This window comes from Microbacterium sp. MMO-56 (assembly GCF_037146215.1).
Lineage (GTDB): Bacteria > Actinomycetota > Actinomycetes > Actinomycetales > Microbacteriaceae > Microbacterium.
Map to the genome: position 1 here is coordinate 1 of NZ_JBBCVW010000004.1, position 20,778 is coordinate 20,778.

Genomic DNA, 20,778 nt, shown 5'->3' on the forward strand with positions numbered 1-20,778 from the left:
GCCCGCCGGATCGCCCGCGGCTTCACCAACTACGACAACTACCGGCTCCGCATGCTCCTGATCGCCGGCGGACTTGACCCCCTCACCCCCACCTAGAATGCGCAGAGCCGGATACCTCGACCTGCCGGGCCTCGACCCCGCGGCGATCGCCGCAGGCTACGGCGTCGAGAGCCGCCGCATCGACGATCTGGACGAGCTGGAGGAGTTCGTGCGGGCAGCGGGCTCGGCCGACGGCCCGCGGCTCGCGGTCGTGCCGCAGCTGTCACAGCGCTGAGCCCTCCCGCGGCGCGGGGGAGACGATGTCCGCGGCGAGCTGATCCCACGCAGACGTCAGGTCGAGGTCGTTCTCCGAGCGCAGCCAGCGCAGCTGGAGCCCATCCATCAGCGAGAGCGTCGCCAGGGCGGCCCGGCGGGGGTCGGTGAAGCCAGCCGTCTGCGCGGCGCGTTCGAAGATGCCGAGGGCCCAGGACTCCCGACGCCGGAAGTAGGCGCTCGCGGGGTGGTCGGGATCGAGCGACTCCGCCTCGAGCGTGGCGTAGAGCCGGACGATCTCGGGCTGCCGCGCGTTGCGCTCGACCAGTGCCCGGCACAGGTCGGCGAGGGGAACCGGGAGCGGGTCGGCGTCGAGCGCCGCGACGTCGATGCCCAGGTTCGCGGCCAGAGAGGTCATGTCGACCTCGTCGCGATGCTCGAGGACCGCGATCAGCAGGCCGTCCTTCGAGCCGAGGTGGTAGAGGATGCCGGCCTCGGTGATCCCCGCGTGGGCCGCGATGTCGCGCAGAGCCGTCCCGCGGAATCCACGCTCGCTGATGAGCGCGGTCGCCGCCTCGAGGATGTCGGCGCGCCGCTCCGCCACGCTCTTGCGCGTGCGGCCGGTTCCGTGCGGTGCCATGACTCTCCTCCCGTGCGAGTGTAGGCGCCCCGCCGGCTCGCGTCGTCTCTTGCGGGGCGACCCGTCCGGCTTCTAGAGTACGTTACTGAACACTCATTTAGTGTTCAGTAACCTCGTTGAAGGAGACGGGACGATGAGCGAAGAAGCACGCACGACACTCGACCACGACGCGGACCTGCCGGCGCCCGCAGTCACCGCGACGGCCTTCCCCCGGGCGGTGGATCGCGTTCGGAACGGGGCATCGCCGGGTGTCGAGGCGGCCGCTCTCTACGCCGCGTTGACCTCGGACGAGAAGCTCGGCCTCCTCGACGGCGACGAGGACTTCTGGCCCGCCATGCGGAGCTTCGTCGAGGAGGGGTACAACCTCACGCCCTACGTCATGGGCTCCGCCGATCGGCTCGGAATCCCGGGCATCCGCTTCGCGGACGGTCCGCGCGGGTGCGTCGTGGGGTCCTCCACCGCGTTCCCCGTGTCGATGGCACGCGGCGCCACGTGGGACCCTGAGCTCGAGGAGCGCGTCGGGGTGGCCATCGGCCGCGAGATCCGGGCGCAGGACGGGAACTTCTTCGGCGGGGTGTGCATCAACCTGCCGCGCCACCCCGCATGGGGTCGCGCACAGGAGACCTACTCGGATCAGCCCGTCCTGCTGGGAGCCATGGGAGCGGCGCTCTCGCGCGGTGTGCAGCGCAACGCGATGGCCTGCATGAAGCACTTCGCGCTCAATTCGATGGAGAACGGACGCTTCACGGTCGACGTCACCGTCGACGAGGCCACCCTCCACGAAGTGTTCCTGCCGCACTTCCGGACGGTCGCCGCGGCCGGTGTCGCGTCGGTGATGAGCGCCTACAACTCGGTCAACGGCACCTGGGCGGGTCAGAACCCCCAGCTCCTCACCCGCACGCTCCGCGAGGACTGGGGCTTCGACGGGTTCGTCATCAGCGACTTCATCTGGGGTCTGCGCGACGCGGCGGACTCGCTGCGCGCCGGCCTCGACGTCGAGGCGCCGTTCCGGCAGCAGCGCGGCGAACGCCTGCGCGCGGCCCTCGACTCCGGCCGTGCGACCTGGGCGGACGTCGACCGCTCCGGGCGTCGACTGATCGCGGCTCTTCTGCGACACCACGCCCAGACCGAGCACGCCGCCGACGTGGAGGTCGCCGGCCCCGAGCACGTCGCGCTCGCCCGCGAGGCGGCGACGCGGGCCATCGTGCTGCTCAAGAACGAGAGCGTCACGGGCGGTGCCCGGCCGCTCCTGCCGCTCGAGGCGACCGCTCTCACCCGGATCGCCGTGGTCGGTGCGCTCGCCGACCGGGCCAACACGGGTGACCACGGCTCGTCCGACGTCCGTCCGCCCTTCGTGACGACGCCCCTCGCGGGCATCCGTGCGGCACTCCCCGGTGTCGAGGTCGTCGCGACGGGGGACGACCTCGACGAGTCGGCCCGCCAGGCCGCCGCGGCGGACGTCGCCGTCGTGGTCGTCGGCTTCACCGCCGAGGATGAGGGCGAGTTCCTCGACGGATCGCTCGCCCTGCGCGACGACCTCCGCGCCACCTATCCGGAGCCGCGGAACGACGCCGAGCGCGCCGACCAGGTCACAGTCGAGGCCGCCTTCGGCAGCGGCGTCAGCATGGTCGGTGCCGAGAGCGCCGGAGGCGACCGGCGCGACCTGCACCTGAAGCCCGCGCACGTCGAACTGATCCGGGCGGTCGCCGCGGCCAATGCGCGCACCGTCGTCGTGCTCGTCAACGCCGGGGCCGTCCTCGTCGAGGAGTGGCAGGCCGAGGTTCCCGCACTGGTCGTCGGGTGGTACGGCGGGATGGAGGCCGGCACGGCGCTCGCCGACGTGCTGCTCGGCCACGCCGACCCCTCCGGTCGGATGCCCTATCCGATCCCGGCATCCGCCGCCGACCTTCCGCCCCTCGACATCGACGCCACCGCGATCACCTATGACCGGTGGTACGGGCAGCGGCTCCTCCAGCGCAACGGCGTCGACGCGCTGTTCCCGCTCGGCTTCGGACTCAGCTACACGGAGTACGCGATCGACACGGTCGAGGTGGCCGACGTCGACCGCGACACCGGAACCGCCCGCGCCACCGTGACCGTGCGCAACACCGGCGGCCGCGACGGTCGCCACGTCGTGCAGGTCTACGGCTCGCGCACCGACGGAGACCGCCGCGGGGAGCGCGAACTGCTCGGGTTCCGGTCCGTTCCACTCGCCGCCGGCGCCACGGAGACCGTCGAGGTGGCCCTCGACCTCACCGCGCTCGGTGTGTGGGACGCCGCGGTACGGCGGATCGCCGTCCCCGCGGGCGGTGTCGTGATCGAGGCGTCCTCGTTCTGGGGCGACTCCGACGCAGCCGTGACGGAGGTGACCCTGTGAGCCCGACCGCTCCGGCGACCGCGGCGGGTGCCGGGTCGTGGTCCGGCGTCGTCACGGACGGCCAGCAGCCTCGCCGTCCCGTGCGAATCGGCATCGGGCTCGCCCTCGGCGTCGTGCTGTGGCTCGCGCCCTACCTGGGCGTCAATGCGGTACTTCTGCCCGCCAAGGTCGCAGAGCTCGACCCCGACGGCAAGGCGGGCGTCATCGCCCTGCTCGCCACGAGCGCGATGATCGTCGCGACGATCGCCAACGTGTTCTTCGGCGCCCTGTCCGACCTCACGCGGTCGCGCTGGGGGCGGCGGACGCCATGGATCGTCTTCGGCTCCGTGGCATCCGCCGTCATGCTCGTCGTGGTCGGCGCGATGCCGACGGTGACGCTCCTGGTGATCGCGTGGTGCGTGTACCAGTTCTTCCTCAACGCCATCGTGGCGCCCCTGATTGCGGTCATCGCCGATCGGGTGGCGCCGCGCCACCGGGGGACGATCGCGTCGATCTACGCGCTCGGCTACTCCGCGGGGCTCTACGGCGGGCAGATCGTCGGGGCGCAGTTCCTCGGTGCGCTGACCGTCGGGTTCCTGCTGATGGCGGTGCTGACGCTCCTGTCGGGACCGGTGGCGGCGTTCGTCATCCGCGAGCCGTCGAGCCTCGGGATGCCCCGACGCCGACTGGACCGCGACATGCTCCTCGAGAACTTCACGTTCCCGCGTCACCGCGCACGGGACTACTACCTGGCGCTGTTCGGGAAGTTCCTCGTCATGGCGGCGACGTTCGGCGTCTCGAGCTATCAGCTGTACATCCTCACGGACTACATGGGCCAGGATGAGGACGGCACGAAGGCCTACATCTCGCTCATCTCCCTGTGTCTCATGGTGACGGCGCTGCTCATGGCGGCGGTGGCGGGCCCGGTGGCCGACAAGATCCGGCGGATCAAGCTCCCGGTCGTCGTAGCATCTCTCCTGATCGCGGTGGGCGTGCTCATCCCCGCCTTCGCCGCGCAGCCGTGGACGCTCATCGCGTACGGCGTGATCGCGGGCATCGGCATCGGCGCGTTCAACGCCGTCGATCAGGCGCTGAACGTCGAGGTGCTGCCCAATCCGGGGACGGCGGCGAAGGATCTCGGCATCCTGAACCTGGCGAACACGGGTGGTCAGATCCTCGGCCCGCTGCTGGCCGCGGCGGCGATCTCGATGGCGGGCTACCAGGCGATCTTCCCGATCGCGTGCGTGCTGGCTCTCGTGGGCGCCGGGCTGATCACCCTGATCCGGAGCGTGCGCTGACGGCTCCAGGCCCCGCCCCGACGGCGTCGCCCCTCGGGGCGGCGCCGTCGCCGTGTCGAAAGCAAGCCGGACCGGACGTGCGGGGCCCCGGGGGGCGTCCGCACGGCGGTTCGGCCTGCTTTTCGCACGCCGAGCACCCCAGCCCAGGCCACTTGCCCAGCCCAGCCCACGCCCAGCACCGCCCCCTGCCCAACCCCCCCCGCCCCAAGTCCCCCAGGCCCGGACGGCTGACCCGACGACGCCGTTGAACAACGTTTGCACTACGGTCGAAGGGTGCCCACACCCCGCAAGCCGCCCGGACTGGTCGATGTCGCCGCCCAAGCGGGCGTGAGCGTCTCGACGGTGTCGCGCGTGCTGACGGGACGGACTCCGGTGAGCGAGAAGCTGCGGGCCAAGGTCCAGGCGGCCGTCGACGAGCTCGGCTACCGCCCGAACGCGGCGGCCCAGACCCTCGTCAGCGGAAGACGGTCCACCATCGCCGTGCTCGCGCGCAACACCGCCCGGTTCGGATACGCGGCGACCCTGCAGGGCATCGAGGAGGCCGCACGCGCCGCCGGCTACGTCGTGATGATCGGGGTGATCGAGTCGGGCGATCCCGGCGACATCGCCCGTGCGATCGACGTGACGCTGTCGCAGGCGCTCGCGGGCGTGATCGTGATCGAGTTCGACGAGGTGGGCGTCGCGACGCTGGAGGCGCTGCCCGACGTGGTCCCCGTGGTCGCCGCTGCGGGGGCGCGACGGAAGTCGGGGTCGTGCCCGCACGCCTTCCTGGACGACGAGGCCGGCGGGCGCGAGGCGACCGAGTACCTGCTCGCCCTGGGGCATCGCACGGTGCACCACGTCGCGATCCCGGCGACCCGCCGCCGTAGTGGGCGCGAGTGGGGGTGGCGCATGGCGCTCGAAGCGGCCGGAGCACCCGTGCCCGAGGTCGTCCAGGCCCTCTACTCCCCGACCTCCGGCTACGACGCGGCACAGGCGCTGGTCGACGACCCCGAGGTCACGGCCATCCTCTGCGGCAACGACGAGCTCGCGATCGGTGTCGCCCGGGCGCTCGCCGAACGCGGGCGACGCGTGCCGGAGGACGTCAGTCTCGTCGGCTTCGACGATCAGCCGTTCGCGCAGATGTGGGTGCCCGCCCTGACGACGGTGGCGCAGGACTTCACCGACCTCGGTCGCCGCACCTTCGGCCTGCTCGATGAATGGATGCGTACGGGCGAGCGGCCCGCGGACTCCGCGGTGCACCCCCGGCTGACCGTGCGGGAGAGCGCCGCCGCCCCGTCCTGAGCGCGCACCTCGTCGGTCCCCGCTCCTTCGTGACCCGGTGGATCGACCTCGGCGACGACCTTCTGACCAACGTTTGCAGATCGTCGCGTCGGCGTGCTAGCTTTTGACCAACGTTTGCAGGATCGCCGAGGACGGCCGACCTTCGAGGGGCGAAGAAGCTTTGAGTACCGCAGGAACCCACGCGCAGCACGCATCGGATGCAGACGGCACCGCCTGGCCGGAAGCGGTGCGACTGGCCGCCGCGGGTGTCGCGCTCGTGCTGGCCCTTCCGACGGACTCGCTGCCGGTCGTCACCCACTGGGGCGCCGACCCGGGCGCTCTGACCGACGCGCAGGCGGCGGTCGTCGCCGCCGCCGCACGCGCCCCGCGGGCGACGAACGGGGTGGATGTCGAGGTCACGGTCTCGGTCCTGCCGGAAGGCAGCCGCGGCTGGGTCGGGACGCCGGGGGTCGACGGCCACCGGGCGGGCGCCGCATGGTCGCCCCGGTTCATCCCGGCGGCGATCCGGACCGTCCAGACCGAGGAGGGTGGATTCGTCGAGGTCTCCGCGATCGACGCCGACGCGCTCCTGGCCGTGCGGCTGCTGATCGAGATGCTGCCGACCGGCATCGTCCGGCTGCAGGCGACGCTCACGAATCTGGGCGAGCGGGACTACTCGGTCGGAGCGGTGCAGCTCGCGATGCCGGTGCCGACGCGGGCGAGCGAGCTGTGGGACTTCGCCGGCCGCTGGGCGAAGGAGAAGGTCGTCCAGACCCGTCCGTTCACGGTCGGGACCCACGCGCGCGAGGGGAGGCACGGCCGCACCGGCGCGGATGCCGCGACGCTCCTCACCGCCGGCACCGCCGATCTCGGGTTCGCCTCCGGTGAGGGCTGGGGCCTGCACGTGGCGTTCAGCGGCAACCACCGCGTGATCGGCGAGCGGGCGTTCTCCGGCGAACGGCTCCTCCTCGGGGGCGAGCTTCTGCTCCCGGGCGAGGTCGAGCTGCGCCACGGCGAGCAGTATGAGACGCCCCGGATCTACGCGGTGTACGGCGCGGGGCTCGACGGGATCGCCGCGCGTCTGCACCGCCACCTGCGTGACCGCCCGCAGCACCCCCGATCGCCGCGCCCCGTCGTCATGAACGTGTGGGAGGCGGTCTACTTCGACCACGACCTCGAACGGATCCTGGACCTCGCCCGGCGTGCCGCCGCCGTCGGTGTCGAGCGCTTCGTCCTCGACGACGGCTGGTTCGGCGACCGCCGCGACGACACCGCGGGGCTCGGCGACTGGGTCCTGTCGGAGGAGGCCTGGGGTGACGGTCGCTTCCGCACGCTCGTGGACGGGGTGCGCGGGCTCGGCATGGAGTTCGGGCTGTGGTTCGAACCCGAGATGGTCAACCTCGACTCGGACCTCGCCCGTGCGCACCCGGAGTGGATCCTGCAGGTCGAGGGTCGGATGCCGGTCGGATTCCGCCATCAGCAGGTGCTCGACATCAGTCATCCGGGCGCGTTCGCCCGCGTGCGCGACCAGATCATCGCGCTCGTGCGGGAGTACGGCATCGACTTCATCAAGTGGGACCACAATCGCGACCTCATCGATGCGGGCTCCACGCGCACCGGTCGCGCCGGCGTGCACGCGCAGACGCTCGCGCTCTACCGACTCCTCGACGAGATCCGTACCGCGTGCCCCGGCCTCGAGATCGAGTCCTGCTCGTCGGGCGGCGCGCGCATCGACCTCGAGATCCTGGAGCACACCGACCGGGTCTGGGCCTCGGACTGCATCGACGCGCACGAGCGTCAGCAGATCCAGCGCTGGACGGCGCAGCTGCTCCCGCCGGAGCTCGTCGGCAGCCACGTCGGCGCCGAGCGGGCGCACACGACCGGGCGCCGCCTGGATCTCGACTTCCGCTGTGCGACGGCGCTCTTCGGACACTTCGGCATCGAGTGGGATCTCACCGAGGCATCCGACGCCGACACCCGCCGCCTGGCGGAGTGGGTCGCGTTCTACCGTCGCTCCCGCGCCCTCCTCCACTCCGGCACGGTGGTGCGCCGCGAACTGGAACAGGGCGACCTGTGGCTGCACGGAGCCGTCGCTGCCGACCGCACGGAGGGGCTCTACCTGGTCACGCTCCGCGAGCGACCTGTCACCTGGCCCGCGGGCCGCGTCCTCCTCCCGGGACTGCAGCGCGACGTCGACTACCGGCTCGTCGCGGCCGGACCGGGCTCGGACGCGCCGTACGACGAACGAGTCCATCCGACCTGGTGGACCGAGGGGATCACCCTCTCGGGCGCCGTGCTCGCCGACATCGGCGTGCACGTGCCCGCTCTCGGTCCCGATCAGGCGACGCTCCTGCACGTGAAGGCGGTCAGCTCATGACGACGACACCCGCCGCCCCCGCACGGGGCGCACGCCCGGCGCACGCCCCGCGGCGAGCCGCGGCGACCCGGCCCGCGCGACGCCGCGGCGACCTGCGCGTCGCGCTCCTGTTCATCGCGCCCGCTGCGATCGGGTTCCTGGCGTTCTATCTGGCACCCGCGCTGCGCGGCATCTGGTTCAGCTTCACCGACCAGAACCTCGTGGGCTCGGGCGACTTCATCGGCATCGAGAACTACCAGAAGATGATGGGCGATCCGCTCTTCTGGAACGCCCTGCTCGTCACGCTCTGGTACGTCGTGATCAACATCGGCGTCCAGACGGTCCTCGCGATCGGCATCGCGGTGCTCATGCACCGGCTCACGCGGTCGGCCCTGATCCGCGGCATCATCCTGCTGCCGTACCTCGTGGCCAACGTCGTGGTCGCCCTCGTCTGGTTCTGGATGATGGACTACTCGACGGGCATCATCAACGTGGTCATCGACGCCCTCGGCGGCGATCGGGTCGCGTTCTTCGGCAACGAGGCGCTGGCCATCCCGACGATCGCGCTCATCAACGTCTGGCGCTACGTGGGATACACGGCCCTGCTGATCTTCGCCGGGCTGCAGACGATCCCCAACGAGCTGTACGAGGCAGGCGCGCTGGACGGTGCCTCCGAGACTCGGATGTTCCGCTCGATCACGCTGCCGCTCCTGCGTCCGGTGCTGGCGCTCGTCCTCGTCATCACCGTCGTCGGATCGTTCCAGATCTTCGACACCGTCGCGGTGACGACGACCGGCGGGCCCGTCAACTCGACGCGGGTCATCTACTACTACATCTACCAGCAGGCGTTCGAGCGGTTCGACCTCGGCTACGCGTCGGCGATGTCCGTCTTCCTGCTCGTGGCGCTCGCGATCGTCGCGTACTTCCAGCTGAAGATCATGCGCTCCAACCAGTCGGACCTGGCGTGAGGAACCCCCATGACGACTCTGCTCACCCCCGCCGGCGACGGTGACACGATGACCGCGGCCGACCTGGCCGAGACCCCGCGCCCGGCGCCGCCGCGCCGCCGCATCCGATGGGGACGGATCCTCGCCTGGACGGCCCTGGGCGTCCTGCTCTTCGTCACCCTCTTCCCCTTCTACTGGATGCTGCGCACGGCGCTGTCCACGAACACGGCGCTCTACACGAACGCGGGCAGCCTCCTGCCGGTCGACTTCAGCTGGGGAGCCTTCCGCCGCGTCCTCGGCCTCGCCAGCCCCGCCGAGGCCGCCGCCGAGGGCGGGACGACCGGATCGATCGACTTCTGGCTGTACCTGCGCAACTCGGTGGTCGTGGCGACGGTCATCACCGTCGGCCAGGTCTTCTTCTCGGCGATGGCCGCGTACGCGTTCGCGCGGCTCCAGTGGAAGGGGCGCGACGCCGTCTTCTTCCTCTTCCTCACCGCGCTGATGATCCCGCCGATCTTCGTACAGCTGCCGAACTTCATCCTCATCCGCGACCTCGGCCTGCTGAACACCCTGGCGGGCATCATCCTGCCGTTCTTCTTCATGACGCCCTTCGCGATCTTCTTCATGCGGCAGTTCTTCCTCGGGATCAGCCGCGAGGTCGAGGAGTCGGCCAAGATCGACGGCGCCGGACACATCCGGATCTTCTTCCGCATCATCCTGCCGATGTCCACGACGCCGATCTTCACCCTCGCGCTGCTGACCTACATCACCGCGTGGGGCGAGTACTTCTGGCCGCTGCTCGTGGGCCGTGCCGACCAATCGCGCGTGCTGACGGTGGCGCTCGGCATCTTCCGGTCGCAGACGCCCCAGACCGGGCCCGACTGGGCGGGGCTCATGGCGGGCACCCTCATCGCCGCGCTGCCGGTCTTCGTCCTGTTCGTCCTGTTCGGCCGAAAGCTCATCGACAACCTCGGCTACTCCGGAATCAAGTAGCCCCGCCCCCGTCGTCGCCCGACCGGCGCCGAGTGCCCCGCACACCACCCGAGAAAGAGAGAGGTTCTGCAATGAAGAAGACACCGCACCACCGCGGTCGCGCCGTCGCGATCGTCGCCGCCGCCGTCGCCATCCCCGTCGTCCTGACCGGATGCGCCGGCTCGGGGGACGGCTCCGCGTCCGGCTCCGACGGGATCACCTACTGGCTCTGGGACTCGAACCAGCAGCCCGCCTACCAGCAGTGCGCCGACGCGTTCACCGCCGACACGGGCATCCCGGTCAAGATCGAGCAGTACGGCTGGGCCGACTACTGGCAGGGGCTGACCACCGGGTTCGCCTCCGGAACGGCGCCGGACGTGTTCGCCGACCACCTGTCGTACTTTCCGCAGTTCGCCTCGCAGGGCCAGCTGCTCGACATCGGCGACCGCGTCGAGAAGGACGGCATCGACCTGTCGATCTACCAGGACGGCCTCGCCGATCTGTGGGTCGGTCAGGACGGCCAGCGTTACGGCCTGCCGAAGGACTTCGACACGGTGGCGCTCTTCTACAACGAGAAGATGGCGCAGGACGCCGGCTTCACGCCCGAGCAGCTCGAGACGCTCTCCTGGAACCCGAAGGACGGCGGCACCTACGAGCAGCTCATCGCCGCCCTCACGGTGGATCAGAACGGTGTGCGCGGCAACCAGCCGGGCTTCGACAAGACGAAGGTCGCCGTCTACGGTCTGGCGCTGAGTGGCAACGGGCTCAACGCCTCGGGCCAGCAGACGTGGGCGCCCTACGCCCTGAGCAACGACTGGTACTTCGGCGACAAGACGCCGTGGACGACGGAGTGGAACTTCGGCGACGCGAAGCTCGTCGAGAGCCTCACCTGGTACAAGCACCTCATCGACGCGGGCTACATGCCGTCCGTCGACATCGCCCTGAGCGAGCAGGACCCGCTCAACGGATACCTCGCCGGCCGCTACGCGACCGTCACCGACGGCAGCTGGATGAACTCCTCCTACCTCGGGCAGAGCTCCGTGGCGACGAAGGTCGCACCGACGCCCGTGGGTCCGTCCGGCGAGCGCGCCAGCCTGTTCAACGGCCTCTCGGACGGCATCTGGGCCGGAACGAAGAACCCGGACACCGCGTGGAAGTGGGTGTCGTACCTGGCGTCGACCGACTGCCAGGATGTGATCGCCGAGTCCGCCGTGGTCTTCCCGGCGATCAAGACCTCGACGGCCAAGGCCGAGGAGGCCTTCGCCGAGAAGGGCTGGGACGTCTCGGGCTTCACCGTGCAGGTCGAGGACAAGACGACGGTGCTCCTGCCGATCGCCGACCACTGGTCCGAGCTCAACGACACCATGACCGCCGCCGTGGAGTCGTTCCTGAAGGGGACGGGCGACGCCGCGTCGCTCGCCACGGCGAACGACTCCGTCAACGCCCTCTTCCGCTGAGGCCGACGGCGTCGCCCCTCGGGCGACGCCGTCGTCGCCGTGTCGAAAGCAGGCCGGATCGGACGTGCGGGGGCCCGGGGGGGCGTCCGCAGGGCGATCCGGCCTGCTTTTCGCACGCCCGGGGCGCGTACGCGGCGCCGCGAGGCGGACCGTCGGCTTCCGTCCCCGGCGGCGGGCGGAGGATACTCGGAGCATGAACACACCGGAGTGGATCACCAACGAGGAACTGGTCGCGTGGGTCGGGCAGATGGCGCAGCTGTGCACGCCGGACGACATCCACTGGTGCGACGGATCGGACGCCGAGTACGAGGCGCTGTGCGCCGAGCTGGTGGAGGCGGGCACCTTCATCCGCCTGAACGAGCAGAAGCGTCCCCGCAGCTATCTCGCGCGCAGCGACGCGAGCGACGTCGCCCGCGTCGAGGAGCGCACGTTCATCTGCTCGCGCAGCGAGGAGGATGCCGGCCCCACCAACAACTGGATGGAGCCGCGCGAGATGATGGCGACCCTCCGCCCGCTGTTCGCGGGGTCGATGACGGGGCGCACCATGTACGTCGTCCCGTTCAGCATGGGGCCGCTCGGATCGCCGATCGCCCAGCTGGGCGTGCAGATCACCGACTCCCCGTATGCCGTCGTCAGCATGAAGATCATGACGCGCATGGGGCGTGCCGCCGCCGAGCAGCTCGGGCCCGACGGCGAGTTCGTCCCGTGCATGCACAGCGTCGGCGCTCCGCTGGAGCCGGGCCAGGCGGATGTCCCGTGGCCGTGCAACCCCGACGAGAAGTACATCGTCCACTTCCCCGAATCGCGGGAGATCTGGTCCTACGGATCCGGTTACGGCGGCAACGCCCTGCTCGGCAAGAAGTGCCTCGCCCTGCGCATCGCGTCCTCCATGGCCCGCGACGACCGCTGGCTCGCCGAGCACATGCTGATCCTCGGCGTCACGGATCCGCAGGGGGAGAAGACCTACGTCGCCGCGGCCTTCCCGAGCGCGTGCGGCAAGACGAACTTCGCGATGCTCGTCCCGCCGGCGCACTTCCAGGAGGAGGGGTGGAAGGTCACCACCGTCGGCGACGACATCGCGTGGATCAAGCCCGGCGACGACGGACGCCTCTACGCGATCAACCCCGAGGCGGGCTACTTCGGCGTCGCGCCCGGGACCTCCTACGCGACCAACCCGAGCGCCATGGAGTCGATCCGCTCCGACACGATCTTCACGAACGTCGCCCTCACCGACGACGGCGACGTCTGGTGGGAGGGGATGGGCGAGGCCCCCGCGCACCTGATCGACTGGCAGGGGCGGGACTGGACGCCCGCCTCGGGTACGAAGGCCGCTCACCCGAACTCCCGGTTCACCTCGCCCGCGATCCTGAACCCGGCGCTCGACGACGCGTGGGACGACCCGACGGGTGTGCCGATCAAGGCGTTCATCTTCGGCGGTCGCCGCGCCGGCACCATCCCGCTCGTCACGCAGAGCTTCAACTGGGCGTACGGGGTCTACATGGCCGCGACGATGGGGTCGGAGACGACGGCGGCCGCGGCCGGTCAGCAGGGCGTCGTGCGGCGCGACCCGTTCGCGATGCTGCCCTTCGCCGGCTACCACATGGGCGACTACATCAATCATTGGCTGGCCTTCGGCCGCAGCATCCGCAACCCTCCGCGCATCTTCCAGGTGAACTGGTTCCGTCGCGACGTGGACGGGAACTTCCTGTGGCCGGGCTTCGGCGAGAACATGCGCGTGCTGCAGTGGATCGTCGCCCGCTCGCGTGGGCGCGCGTTCGCGATCGAGAGCCCGCTCGGCTGGATGCCGCAGTATCAGGACCTCGACTGGACGGGGCTCGACTTCTCCGAAGAGGACTTCTTCGCGTGCATGGCGATCAACCGGCGCGACTGGACGGCAGAACTGCTCGATGTGGAGGAGCTGTTCATGAAGCTCTACACGCGCCTGCCCAAGGAGATGGAGATGATCCGGTCCCTTACGACGAGCGCGCTGTGGCGCTCGCCGAAGAACTGGGAGATGAACTCGGACCCGACCTGATCGGAGGCGGCGTCAGTCCTGCGGAGCCGCGAGGCCGAACAGGACCGACGCGGCGCGCCTGATGTGCGCTTCGGCGAGGTCGGCCGCGTGCTCGACCTCGTGCGCGTCGATCGCGGCGAAGATCGCCCGGTGCTCCGCCCGCAGCCGCGTGGACTCGCTCTGCCACTGCTCGGTGCGCTCGGCCGCGCGCAGGATGGGCACCTTCATCGCGCTGCGGATGGCGGCCGTCAGCGCGGCGGAGAGCGAGCTGCCCGAGGCCTCGGCGATCGCGAGGTGGAAGGCGGTGTCGGCCTCGTTGAACGAGTCGCGGGAAGCGTGCGGCTCGTCCATGCGGTCGAGGGCGGCGACCATCGCCGCGCGCGAGGCGGGGTCGAGCCGGCGGGCGGCCGACGCGGCGCTCGCCCGTTCGAGGATGACACGGGCGTCGGTCACGTCCTGGATCGTGAAGTTCGACAGAGCGACGTGCAGGCGGAGGAAGCGGGTGAGGGCTTCGCGGGGAAGCGCCGCGACGAAGGTTCCGGCCGCCGCGCCCGCCCCCGGCTGTGACCGCAGCACTCCCTGAGCCTCGAGGACGCGCACGGCTTCGCGGACTCCCGCTCGGCTGACCTCCAGGCTCGTGGCGAGCTCGCGCTCGGGCGGCAGGGCGTCGCCGACGTGCAGGGCGCCGGAGAGGATCCGATCCTCGATGGCCTCGATCACCAATTCGTGGGCGCGGGCCTTTTTCACCGGCTGCCACGGGGGGTCGGATGCGTCGTCCGTCATCGGATCCGCGCCGCCTTTCTGAATTCTCTTGACACCTTAGCGGTCTGTCGAATACCGTGCATTAGCGGTCTGACCTCTAAGAGGTTGATGTTTCGCACAACGGCGTACGAAAAGAGAACCCCGTGTACACACCCGAACTCGCCCCGGTCGGCGGCAGTCTGGCTCTGTCGGCCCTGGTCGCCAGCCTTCCGTTCCTCACGGTGTTCATCGCCCTCGGTGTCCTGCGCTGGAAGGCCCATTGGGCGGGCCTCACCGGACTCGCGGTGGCGCTGCTGGTCGCGGTCCTCGGATTCCGGATGCCCGTGGACCTCGCGCTCCTCGCGTCGACCCAGGGATTCGTCTTCGGCCTCTTCCCCATCATGTGGATCGTGCTCAACGCCATCTGGCTCTACGAGCTGACCGTCCGCAGCGGGCGCTTCGAAGACCTCCGCCGCGTGATCAACGCCCTCTCCGACGACCCGCGGATCCAGGCCGTGATCATCGCGTTCGGCTTCGGCGGGCTGCTCGAAGCGCTCGCCGGCTTCGGCGCCCCCGTCGCCATCACGGGCGTGATGCTCATGGCGGCCGGCTTCTCGCCGATGCGCGCCGCCGTGATCGTCCTGCTCGCCAACACCGCCCCGGTCGCCTTCGGCGCCATCGGCATCCCGATCATCACGGCGGGCGCCCTCACGGGCATCGACTACCGGCACATCGGGGCGATCGTCGGCCACCAGACGCCGGTCATCGCGGTGTTCGTGCCGTTCATCATCGTGCTGCTCGCGGACGGCTGGAAGGGCCTGCGCCAGACGTGGCCCGCGACCCTCGTCTTCGGCGTCGTGTTCGCCGTCGCGCAGTGGGTGAGCGCGACGTGGATCTCGGTCGAGCTCACCGACATCATCGCCTCGCTGGCCGGCATGGCCGCCGCGGTCATCCTGCTGCGCTTCTGGCGCCCCGCGGGAACCGAGCAGGCGCGCGAGCGGCTGCTGCAGGGCGCGGCCGTCGACCTGCTCGCGACCGAGAAGGCCGCGACGGGGAGCATCCGCACACGGTCCGGATCGCGCACCTCCGCCGCGTCGGGCGCCTCGCGATCGTCGGGCTCGACGGCGGCCGGGTCGTCGGCGCCGGTGCGGCCGGCGCCGACGGGACCCGTCCCGACGTCGGATGCCCCGCTGAACGCGCGCACCGTCTTCCTCGCGACCTTCCCGTACCTGCTCGTGATCGTGGTCTTCTCGCTCGCGAAGCTCGTGCCCGACCTCAAGGCGGCGCTCGGATTCACGGATGTGAAGATCCCCTGGCCGGGCCTGGACGGCCACATCCTCACGGCCGCCGGCACGCCCTCCAGCGCGACGGTCTACACCCTCCCGTGGCTCTCATCCGCGGGGAGCCTCCTGGTCCTGTGCGGGATCGTCGTCTCGCTCGTGTACCGGCTGCCCCTGCGTGAGGCGGCGCGCACCTGGGTGCAGACCCTCGTGAAGCTCCGCTTCTCGCTGCTGACCGTCGGCGCCGTGCTCGCGCTCGCGTACCTCATGAACATGTCGGGGCAGACGCTCACGATCGGCGCCTTCATCGCCGGGACCGGCGCGCTGTTCGCCTTCCTCTCCCCGATCCTCGGCTGGTTCGGCACCGCCGTCACGGGCTCCGACACGAGCGCCAACGCGCTGTTCGCGACCCTGCAGCAGAGCGCCGCCCTGAAGGCGGGCCTCGACCCGGCGCTGCTCGTCGCCGCGAACACGTCGGGAGGGGTCATCGGCAAGATGATCAGCCCGCAGAACCTCGCGATCGCCGCCACCGCCGTCGGGCTGGTCGGCCACGAGTCCACGATCCTCCGCCGCGTGATCTGGTGGAGCCTGGGCATGCTCGTCGCGATGTGCCTCCTCGTGGGCTTGCAGTCCTCCGTCCTGTCGTGGATGCTGCCCTGACCGGCCGTGCCCCTACCTCTCCCTCCTTCTCCTCGAAAGGACACCCATGTCGTCCGTGAAGCGTCAGCTGCCCAAGATCCCCGAGCTGCTCGAGCTCATGCAGTTCAAGAAGCCGGAGCTGGATGCGCGCAAGCGCCGCCTCGACGGCGCGCTCACGATCGCCGATCTGCGCGCGATCGCGAAGCGCCGCACCCCGAAGGCGGCGTTCGACTACACCGACGGGGCGGCGGAGGGCGAGCTCTCGCTCGCCCGTGCCCGGCAGGCGTTCGAGGACATCGAGTTCCACCCCGACATCCTGCGCCCCGCCGCCGATGTCGACACCTCGGTCGAGATCCTGGGCGGCCGCTCGGCGCTGCCGTTCGGCATCGCGCCGACGGGCTTCACGCGGCTCATGCAGACGGAGGGCGAGACCGCCGGTGCGGGGGCCGCGGCCGCCGCGGGCATCCCGTTCACCCTCTCGACCCTCGGCACCACCTCGATCGAGGACGTCAAGGCGGCGAACCCGCACGGTCGCAACTGGTTCCAGCTCTACGTCATGCGCGAGCGGGAGATCTCCTACGGCCTCGTCGAGCGCGCCGCCGCGGCCGGCTTCGACACGCTGCAGTTCACCGTCGACACCCCGGTCGCCGGAGCGCGTCTGCGCGACAAGCGCAACGGATTCTCCATCCCGCCGCAGCTCACGGTCGGCACGATCATCAACGCCATCCCGCGGCCGTGGTGGTGGATCGACTTCCTGACGACCCCGAAGCTCGAGTTCGCGTCGCTCTCGACGACGGGCGGCACGGTGGGCGAGCTGCTGAACGCGGCGATGGACCCCACCATCAGCTACGACGACCTGGAGGTCATCCGCGGCCTGTGGCCCGGGAAGATCGTCGTCAAGGGCGTCCAGAACGTCGAGGACTCGGTGAGACTGATCGACCGGGGCGTCGACGGCATCATCCTGTCGAACCACGGCGGTCGTCAGCTCGACCGCGCGCCCGTGCCGTTCCACCTCCTGCCCGAGGTGGTGCGCGAGGTCGGGCGGGACGCCACCGTCATGGTCGACACCGGGATCATGAACGGCGCCGACATCGTCGCCGCCGTCGCGCTGGGGGCGAAGTTCACCCTCATCGGCCGGGCGTACCTCTACGGACTGATGGCGGGCGGACGGCAGGGCGTGGATCGCACGATCGAGATCCTCCGTTCGGAGATCGAGCGGACGATGAAGCTCCTGGGGGTCTCGACCCTCGACGAGCTCGAACCGCGTCATGTCACCCAGCTGGAGCGGCTCGTTCCCCGCGGCGTGCAGCCCGGGGTCGTACGCGTCTGATCGGGGCCGGCTCGGACGCGGCGGGCGGCTGGCGAGGGGACCCGTCGCCCGCGACGGTGTGGGCTCAGGCCCCCGCGCCGAGGAACAGCACGGTGATCAGCATCGCGATGATCACCGTGTTGAAGGCGAAGGACACGAGCGTGTGCCCCGTCACGATGCGCCGGGAGCCCGTGTCCAGCAGCGACACGTCCGACGTCGAGAACGTCGTCTGCACCTGGACGGCGAGGTAGAGGTAGTCCGCGAAGAGACGGTCCGTGCTGTCGCCGGGAAAGCCGAGGGTCTGCGTCGAGGCGTCGTAGCGCGCGTAGTGGACCGCGTAGGCGACCACGGTCACCGACCAGGATGCGGCGACCACGAGGACGCTGAAGAAGACGGTGGCCGGCTCGCGCAGAAGGCCGGGCCACAGCGTGAAGGCGAGCACGGCGGCGATGGCGATGACCGACCACTGCACCGCGATCGTCGGCCCAGTGCCCGACACCGCCGCCTCGACCTGACCGAGCCGCCCGCGGGGCGTGCTCGCCGCCAGCAGGGCGCGCAGCCGCGCCGCGTCCGCGCGGCCGAAGACCCGGATGGTGTGCACCGTGTAGGCGATCGACGACACGGCGGAGAAGGCGAACAGGCACTGGGCGACGAGGTCGCCGAGCGGTTCGTGGCCGCGGGCGAGCACGACCACGAGGACCGTGATCCAGATCGCGTTGACACCGGCGATGAGTGCGGAGCCGAGACGGACGATGTCGAACGCCGAGCGCGGGATGCGCCCGCCCGCCGGTTCGGCGGGCTCGGCGGGCTCGGGGGTCGTCATGCGACCAGGATGCCAGACGGCTCGGCCCGCGTCAGCGACCCGCGACGCGGCGGCGTTCAGCCGAGCACGAGGCGGATACCGGGGTGGTCGGCGAAGACCCCGAGCACGAGGTCGTAGTAGGTCATACCCGTTCCGGCATCCAGCTCGTCGAGCGCCGCGCGGAAGCGCGCGGTGTCGAACACGTCCGGCCGATCGAGCTTGGAGAGGTAGTAGTCCCGGGTCGTGCTCACGCCCAGGACGTCCCGCAGGAGGACGTGATCGCGCAGCACCACGGTGGGCGCGTCGATCCCGGACAGCTCCCCGATGCCGCCGTAGAGGAGATCGTCCAGGGCGTCGAGGCTCGGTCCGAGGGTCCATTCCTCGTGCGGCATGAAGACGCGGTTCGCCTCGGCGTAGAACGAGGGGATGTCCGACACGCGGCTCCCCTCCACGATGAGGGTGCGTTCGGTGACCACGTCGTCAGGCTATCCGTTCGGGCATCCGTTCAGCCCCGCTCGGTACACTCTCCTGTGCCCGAAACGCCCTTCCCCTCCGACGCCGAGGCCGACGCCCCAGCCGCGTCGACCCCGATCGATCCGGCGGAGCTCGAGATCGCCCTGCGGGTGATCGCGGCCGCGGCGGACCTCGACCGCGAGGACCCGGCCTTCATCGCCCTGAGGCGCCAGACCGGCAAGCTCTACAAGGACGTCAAGCGGCAGGCGCGCAAGGACAAGCGGCAGCGGATCGCCGACGCCGATCGCGCCGTCGTCGCGGCCACCGCGACCGGCGCGCCCGACCGCATCGACGACGAGACGCGCGGGATCCCGCTCGCCACCCGTACCGCCGCGCCCACCGCGGGCGAGTTGATCAAGCCCCGCGCCTGCTACATCTGCAAAGAGCTCTACACCACGGTCGACGCGTTTTACCACCAGCTGTGCCCGTCGTGCGCGGCGATGAGTCACGAGAAGCGCGATGCGCGCACCGACCTCACCGGCAGGCGGGCGCTCCTCACGGGAGGTCGCGCCAAGATCGGCATGTACATCGCGCTGCGGCTCCTGCGCGACGGAGCGCACACGACCATCACGACGCGCTTCCCCCGCGACGCCGTGCGGCGTTTCAGCGCCCTCCCCGACAGCGCGGACTGGATCCATCGTCTGAAGATCGTCGGCATCGACCTGCGCGACCCCGCCCAGGTGATCGGTCTGGCGGATGCCGTGGCCGCCGACGGCCCGCTCGACATCCTCATCAACAACGCGGCCCAGACGGTCCGCCGCTCGACGGGTGCGTACAAGCCGCTGGTCGACGCCGAGCTCGCCCCGCTGCCCGCGGGCCCGCTCCCGGAGCTGCTGACCTTCGGCCACACCAACGACGCGCACCCGCTCGCGCTCGCGCAGTCGGTGTCGAGCCATCCGATCCTGGCCGCCGCGGCGAGGACGGCGGACGAGCTCACCGCCGAGGCGATGGCCGCGGGCTCGTCCTCGCTCGAACGCCTCGCGGCCGGGACGGCGATCGACGCGGGCGGACTCGTGCCCGACGAGAACCACATCAACAGCTGGACCCAGTCGGTCGACCAGGTCGAGCCGCTCGAGATGCTCGAGGTGCAGCTGGCGAACATGACGGCGCCGTTCCTGCTCGTCTCGCGGCTGCGCCCCTCGATGGCGGCATCGCCCGCGCGCCGGACCTACGTCGTCAACGTCTCGGCGATGGAGGGGGTGTTCGGCCGCGGATACAAGGGGCCCGGGCATCCGCACACGAACATGGCCAAGGCCGCGCTCAACATGCTCACGCGCACGAGCGCGCGCGAGATGTTCGAGACGGACGGCATCCTCATGACGGCCGTCGACACCGGCTGGATCACGGACGAGCGCCCGCACTACACGAAGGTGCGCCTCGCGGAGGAGGGCTTCCACGCCCCGCTCGACCTCGTCGACGGCGCCGCGCGCGTGTACGACCCGATCGTCCGCGGCGAGGCCGGCGAGGACCTCTTCGGCGTGTTCCTGAAGGACTACCGCAAGAGCTCCTGGTGAGGCCGCGCCCGGCGAAGCCCTCGTGCGGGCGGAGTCGGGCTCAGCGCTCCGGGAGGAAGTGAGCCGCCGCGAGCGGCGCCACCTCGATGTCGGACGCCTCGGCGCGGGTGATCCAGCGCAGTTCGGCGATCTCGGCATCCGGCACCGGCGTCTGGTCGCCGATGCCGACGCGGAAGACGTCGGCGACGACGGTGAAGCCCGGCTCGTTCGCGGCCTGCGCGCGGAACTCGCCGAGGGGTGCGAGCTCGTCGGGCGACAGGACGAGCCCGATCTCCTCCGCGAGCTCCCGGACGAGCGTCTGCGCGGGGGTCTCGCCCGCCTCGGGCTTGCCGCCGGGCTGCATGAAGGCGGTGGTGCCCGACTTCCGGACGAGCAGCAGTCGACCCGCCGCATCCGTGATGACCGCGGCGGAGACCCGGATCTCG

17 protein-coding genes are annotated in these 20,778 nt (G+C 70.7%); 12 read left to right on the forward strand and 5 right to left on the reverse strand.

Annotated elements, in window-relative coordinates; all coding sequences use genetic code 11:
* Nucleotides 1-97 precede the first annotated feature (97 nt).
* Nucleotides 98-274 (forward strand): hypothetical protein, encoded by a 177-nt coding sequence (locus WFI00_RS04725; RefSeq protein WP_336630327.1) that lies wholly within the window; start codon nucleotides 98-100, stop codon nucleotides 272-274.
* Here the strand turns inward: WFI00_RS04725 and WFI00_RS04730 are convergent.
* Nucleotides 263-892 carry a TetR/AcrR family transcriptional regulator gene (locus WFI00_RS04730; protein WP_336630328.1) on the reverse strand — a complete coding sequence of 210 codons (630 nt, stop codon included), beginning with the start codon at nucleotides 890-892 and terminating at the stop codon, nucleotides 263-265. The two genes, WFI00_RS04725 and WFI00_RS04730, sit on opposite strands and share 12 nt — an antisense overlap.
* Nucleotides 893-1,025: 133 nt before the next feature.
* Here WFI00_RS04730 and WFI00_RS04735 point away from each other — a divergent pair, with 133 nt between their 5' ends.
* The 8 genes from WFI00_RS04735 to WFI00_RS04770 all read left to right on the forward strand — a co-directional run bounded on the left by WFI00_RS04735 (nucleotide 1,026) and on the right by WFI00_RS04770 (nucleotide 13,576).
* Entirely contained in the window at nucleotides 1,026-3,269 is a 2,244-nt protein-coding gene (locus tag WFI00_RS04735) for a beta-glucosidase family protein (RefSeq protein ID WP_336630329.1), read from the forward strand.
* Complete coding sequence (locus WFI00_RS04740; RefSeq protein WP_336630330.1) at nucleotides 3,266-4,546, forward strand: MFS transporter; 1,281 nt, start codon at nucleotides 3,266-3,268, stop codon at nucleotides 4,544-4,546. Before WFI00_RS04735 ends, WFI00_RS04740 begins: the two co-directional genes overlap by 4 nt.
* 273 nt (nucleotides 4,547-4,819) lie before the next feature.
* Nucleotides 4,820-5,830: a LacI family DNA-binding transcriptional regulator gene (locus tag WFI00_RS04745; protein WP_336630331.1), complete on the forward strand. Its 1,011-nt coding sequence runs from the start codon at nucleotides 4,820-4,822 to the stop codon at nucleotides 5,828-5,830.
* A gap of 160 nt (nucleotides 5,831-5,990) precedes the next feature.
* Nucleotides 5,991-8,186, forward strand: a complete 2,196-nt coding sequence (locus tag WFI00_RS04750) for an alpha-galactosidase (RefSeq protein ID WP_336630332.1) — start codon at nucleotides 5,991-5,993, stop codon at nucleotides 8,184-8,186.
* A complete protein-coding gene (locus tag WFI00_RS04755) occupies nucleotides 8,183-9,133 on the forward strand; it encodes a carbohydrate ABC transporter permease (protein WP_336630333.1) in 951 nt (316 codons plus the stop codon). Before WFI00_RS04750 ends, WFI00_RS04755 begins: the two co-directional genes overlap by 4 nt.
* A 48-nt stretch (nucleotides 9,134-9,181) precedes the next feature.
* Nucleotides 9,182-10,105, forward strand: coding sequence for a carbohydrate ABC transporter permease (locus WFI00_RS04760; RefSeq protein WP_336630818.1), 924 nt, complete (start codon nucleotides 9,182-9,184; stop codon nucleotides 10,103-10,105).
* Nucleotides 10,106-10,176: 71 nt separating this feature from the next.
* Nucleotides 10,177-11,541 carry an ABC transporter substrate-binding protein gene (locus WFI00_RS04765; RefSeq protein ID WP_336630334.1) on the forward strand — a complete coding sequence of 455 codons (1,365 nt, stop codon included), beginning with the start codon at nucleotides 10,177-10,179 and terminating at the stop codon, nucleotides 11,539-11,541.
* A 103-nt stretch (nucleotides 11,542-11,644) separates the two neighbouring features.
* Nucleotides 11,645-13,576 (forward strand): phosphoenolpyruvate carboxykinase (GTP), encoded by a 1,932-nt coding sequence (locus WFI00_RS04770; RefSeq protein ID WP_442928298.1) that lies wholly within the window; start codon nucleotides 11,645-11,647, stop codon nucleotides 13,574-13,576.
* 12 nt (nucleotides 13,577-13,588) lie between these two features.
* Here the strand turns inward: WFI00_RS04770 and WFI00_RS04775 are convergent, their stop codons facing one another.
* On the reverse strand, nucleotides 13,589-14,338 hold the full coding sequence (locus WFI00_RS04775; protein WP_336630336.1) for a FadR/GntR family transcriptional regulator: 750 nt from the start codon (nucleotides 14,336-14,338) through the stop codon (nucleotides 13,589-13,591).
* Nucleotides 14,339-14,460: 122 nt separating this feature from the next.
* On the opposite strand from WFI00_RS04775, the gene WFI00_RS04780 reads away from it, so the two are divergent.
* Both WFI00_RS04780 and WFI00_RS04785 read left to right on the forward strand, forming a co-directional pair.
* Complete coding sequence (locus WFI00_RS04780; protein WP_336630337.1) at nucleotides 14,461-16,236, forward strand: L-lactate permease; 1,776 nt, start codon at nucleotides 14,461-14,463, stop codon at nucleotides 16,234-16,236.
* Between the two features lie 46 nt (nucleotides 16,237-16,282).
* The gene (locus WFI00_RS04785) at nucleotides 16,283-17,545 is read left to right on the forward strand and encodes an alpha-hydroxy acid oxidase (protein WP_336630338.1); all 1,263 of its coding nucleotides are present in this window, start codon (nucleotides 16,283-16,285) and stop codon (nucleotides 17,543-17,545) included.
* 64 nt (nucleotides 17,546-17,609) lie between these two features.
* Here the strand turns inward: WFI00_RS04785 and WFI00_RS04790 are convergent, their stop codons facing one another.
* Nucleotides 17,610-18,347, reverse strand: a complete 738-nt coding sequence (locus WFI00_RS04790) for a DUF1345 domain-containing protein (protein ID WP_336630339.1) — start codon at nucleotides 18,345-18,347, stop codon at nucleotides 17,610-17,612.
* Between the two features lie 56 nt (nucleotides 18,348-18,403).
* Nucleotides 18,404-18,802, reverse strand: a complete 399-nt coding sequence (locus tag WFI00_RS04795) for a ribonuclease inhibitor (RefSeq protein WP_336630340.1) — start codon at nucleotides 18,800-18,802, stop codon at nucleotides 18,404-18,406.
* 54 nt (nucleotides 18,803-18,856) lie between these two features.
* Here WFI00_RS04795 and WFI00_RS04800 point away from each other — a divergent pair, with 54 nt between their 5' ends.
* A complete protein-coding gene (locus WFI00_RS04800; RefSeq protein WP_336630341.1) occupies nucleotides 18,857-20,353 on the forward strand; it encodes an SDR family NAD(P)-dependent oxidoreductase in 1,497 nt (498 codons plus the stop codon).
* Between the two features lie 40 nt (nucleotides 20,354-20,393).
* On the opposite strand, the gene WFI00_RS04805 is transcribed toward WFI00_RS04800, so the two are convergent.
* Nucleotides 20,394-20,774 carry an NUDIX hydrolase gene (locus tag WFI00_RS04805; RefSeq protein ID WP_336630819.1) on the reverse strand — a complete coding sequence of 127 codons (381 nt, stop codon included), beginning with the start codon at nucleotides 20,772-20,774 and terminating at the stop codon, nucleotides 20,394-20,396.
* Nucleotides 20,775-20,778: the final 4 nt, after the last annotated feature.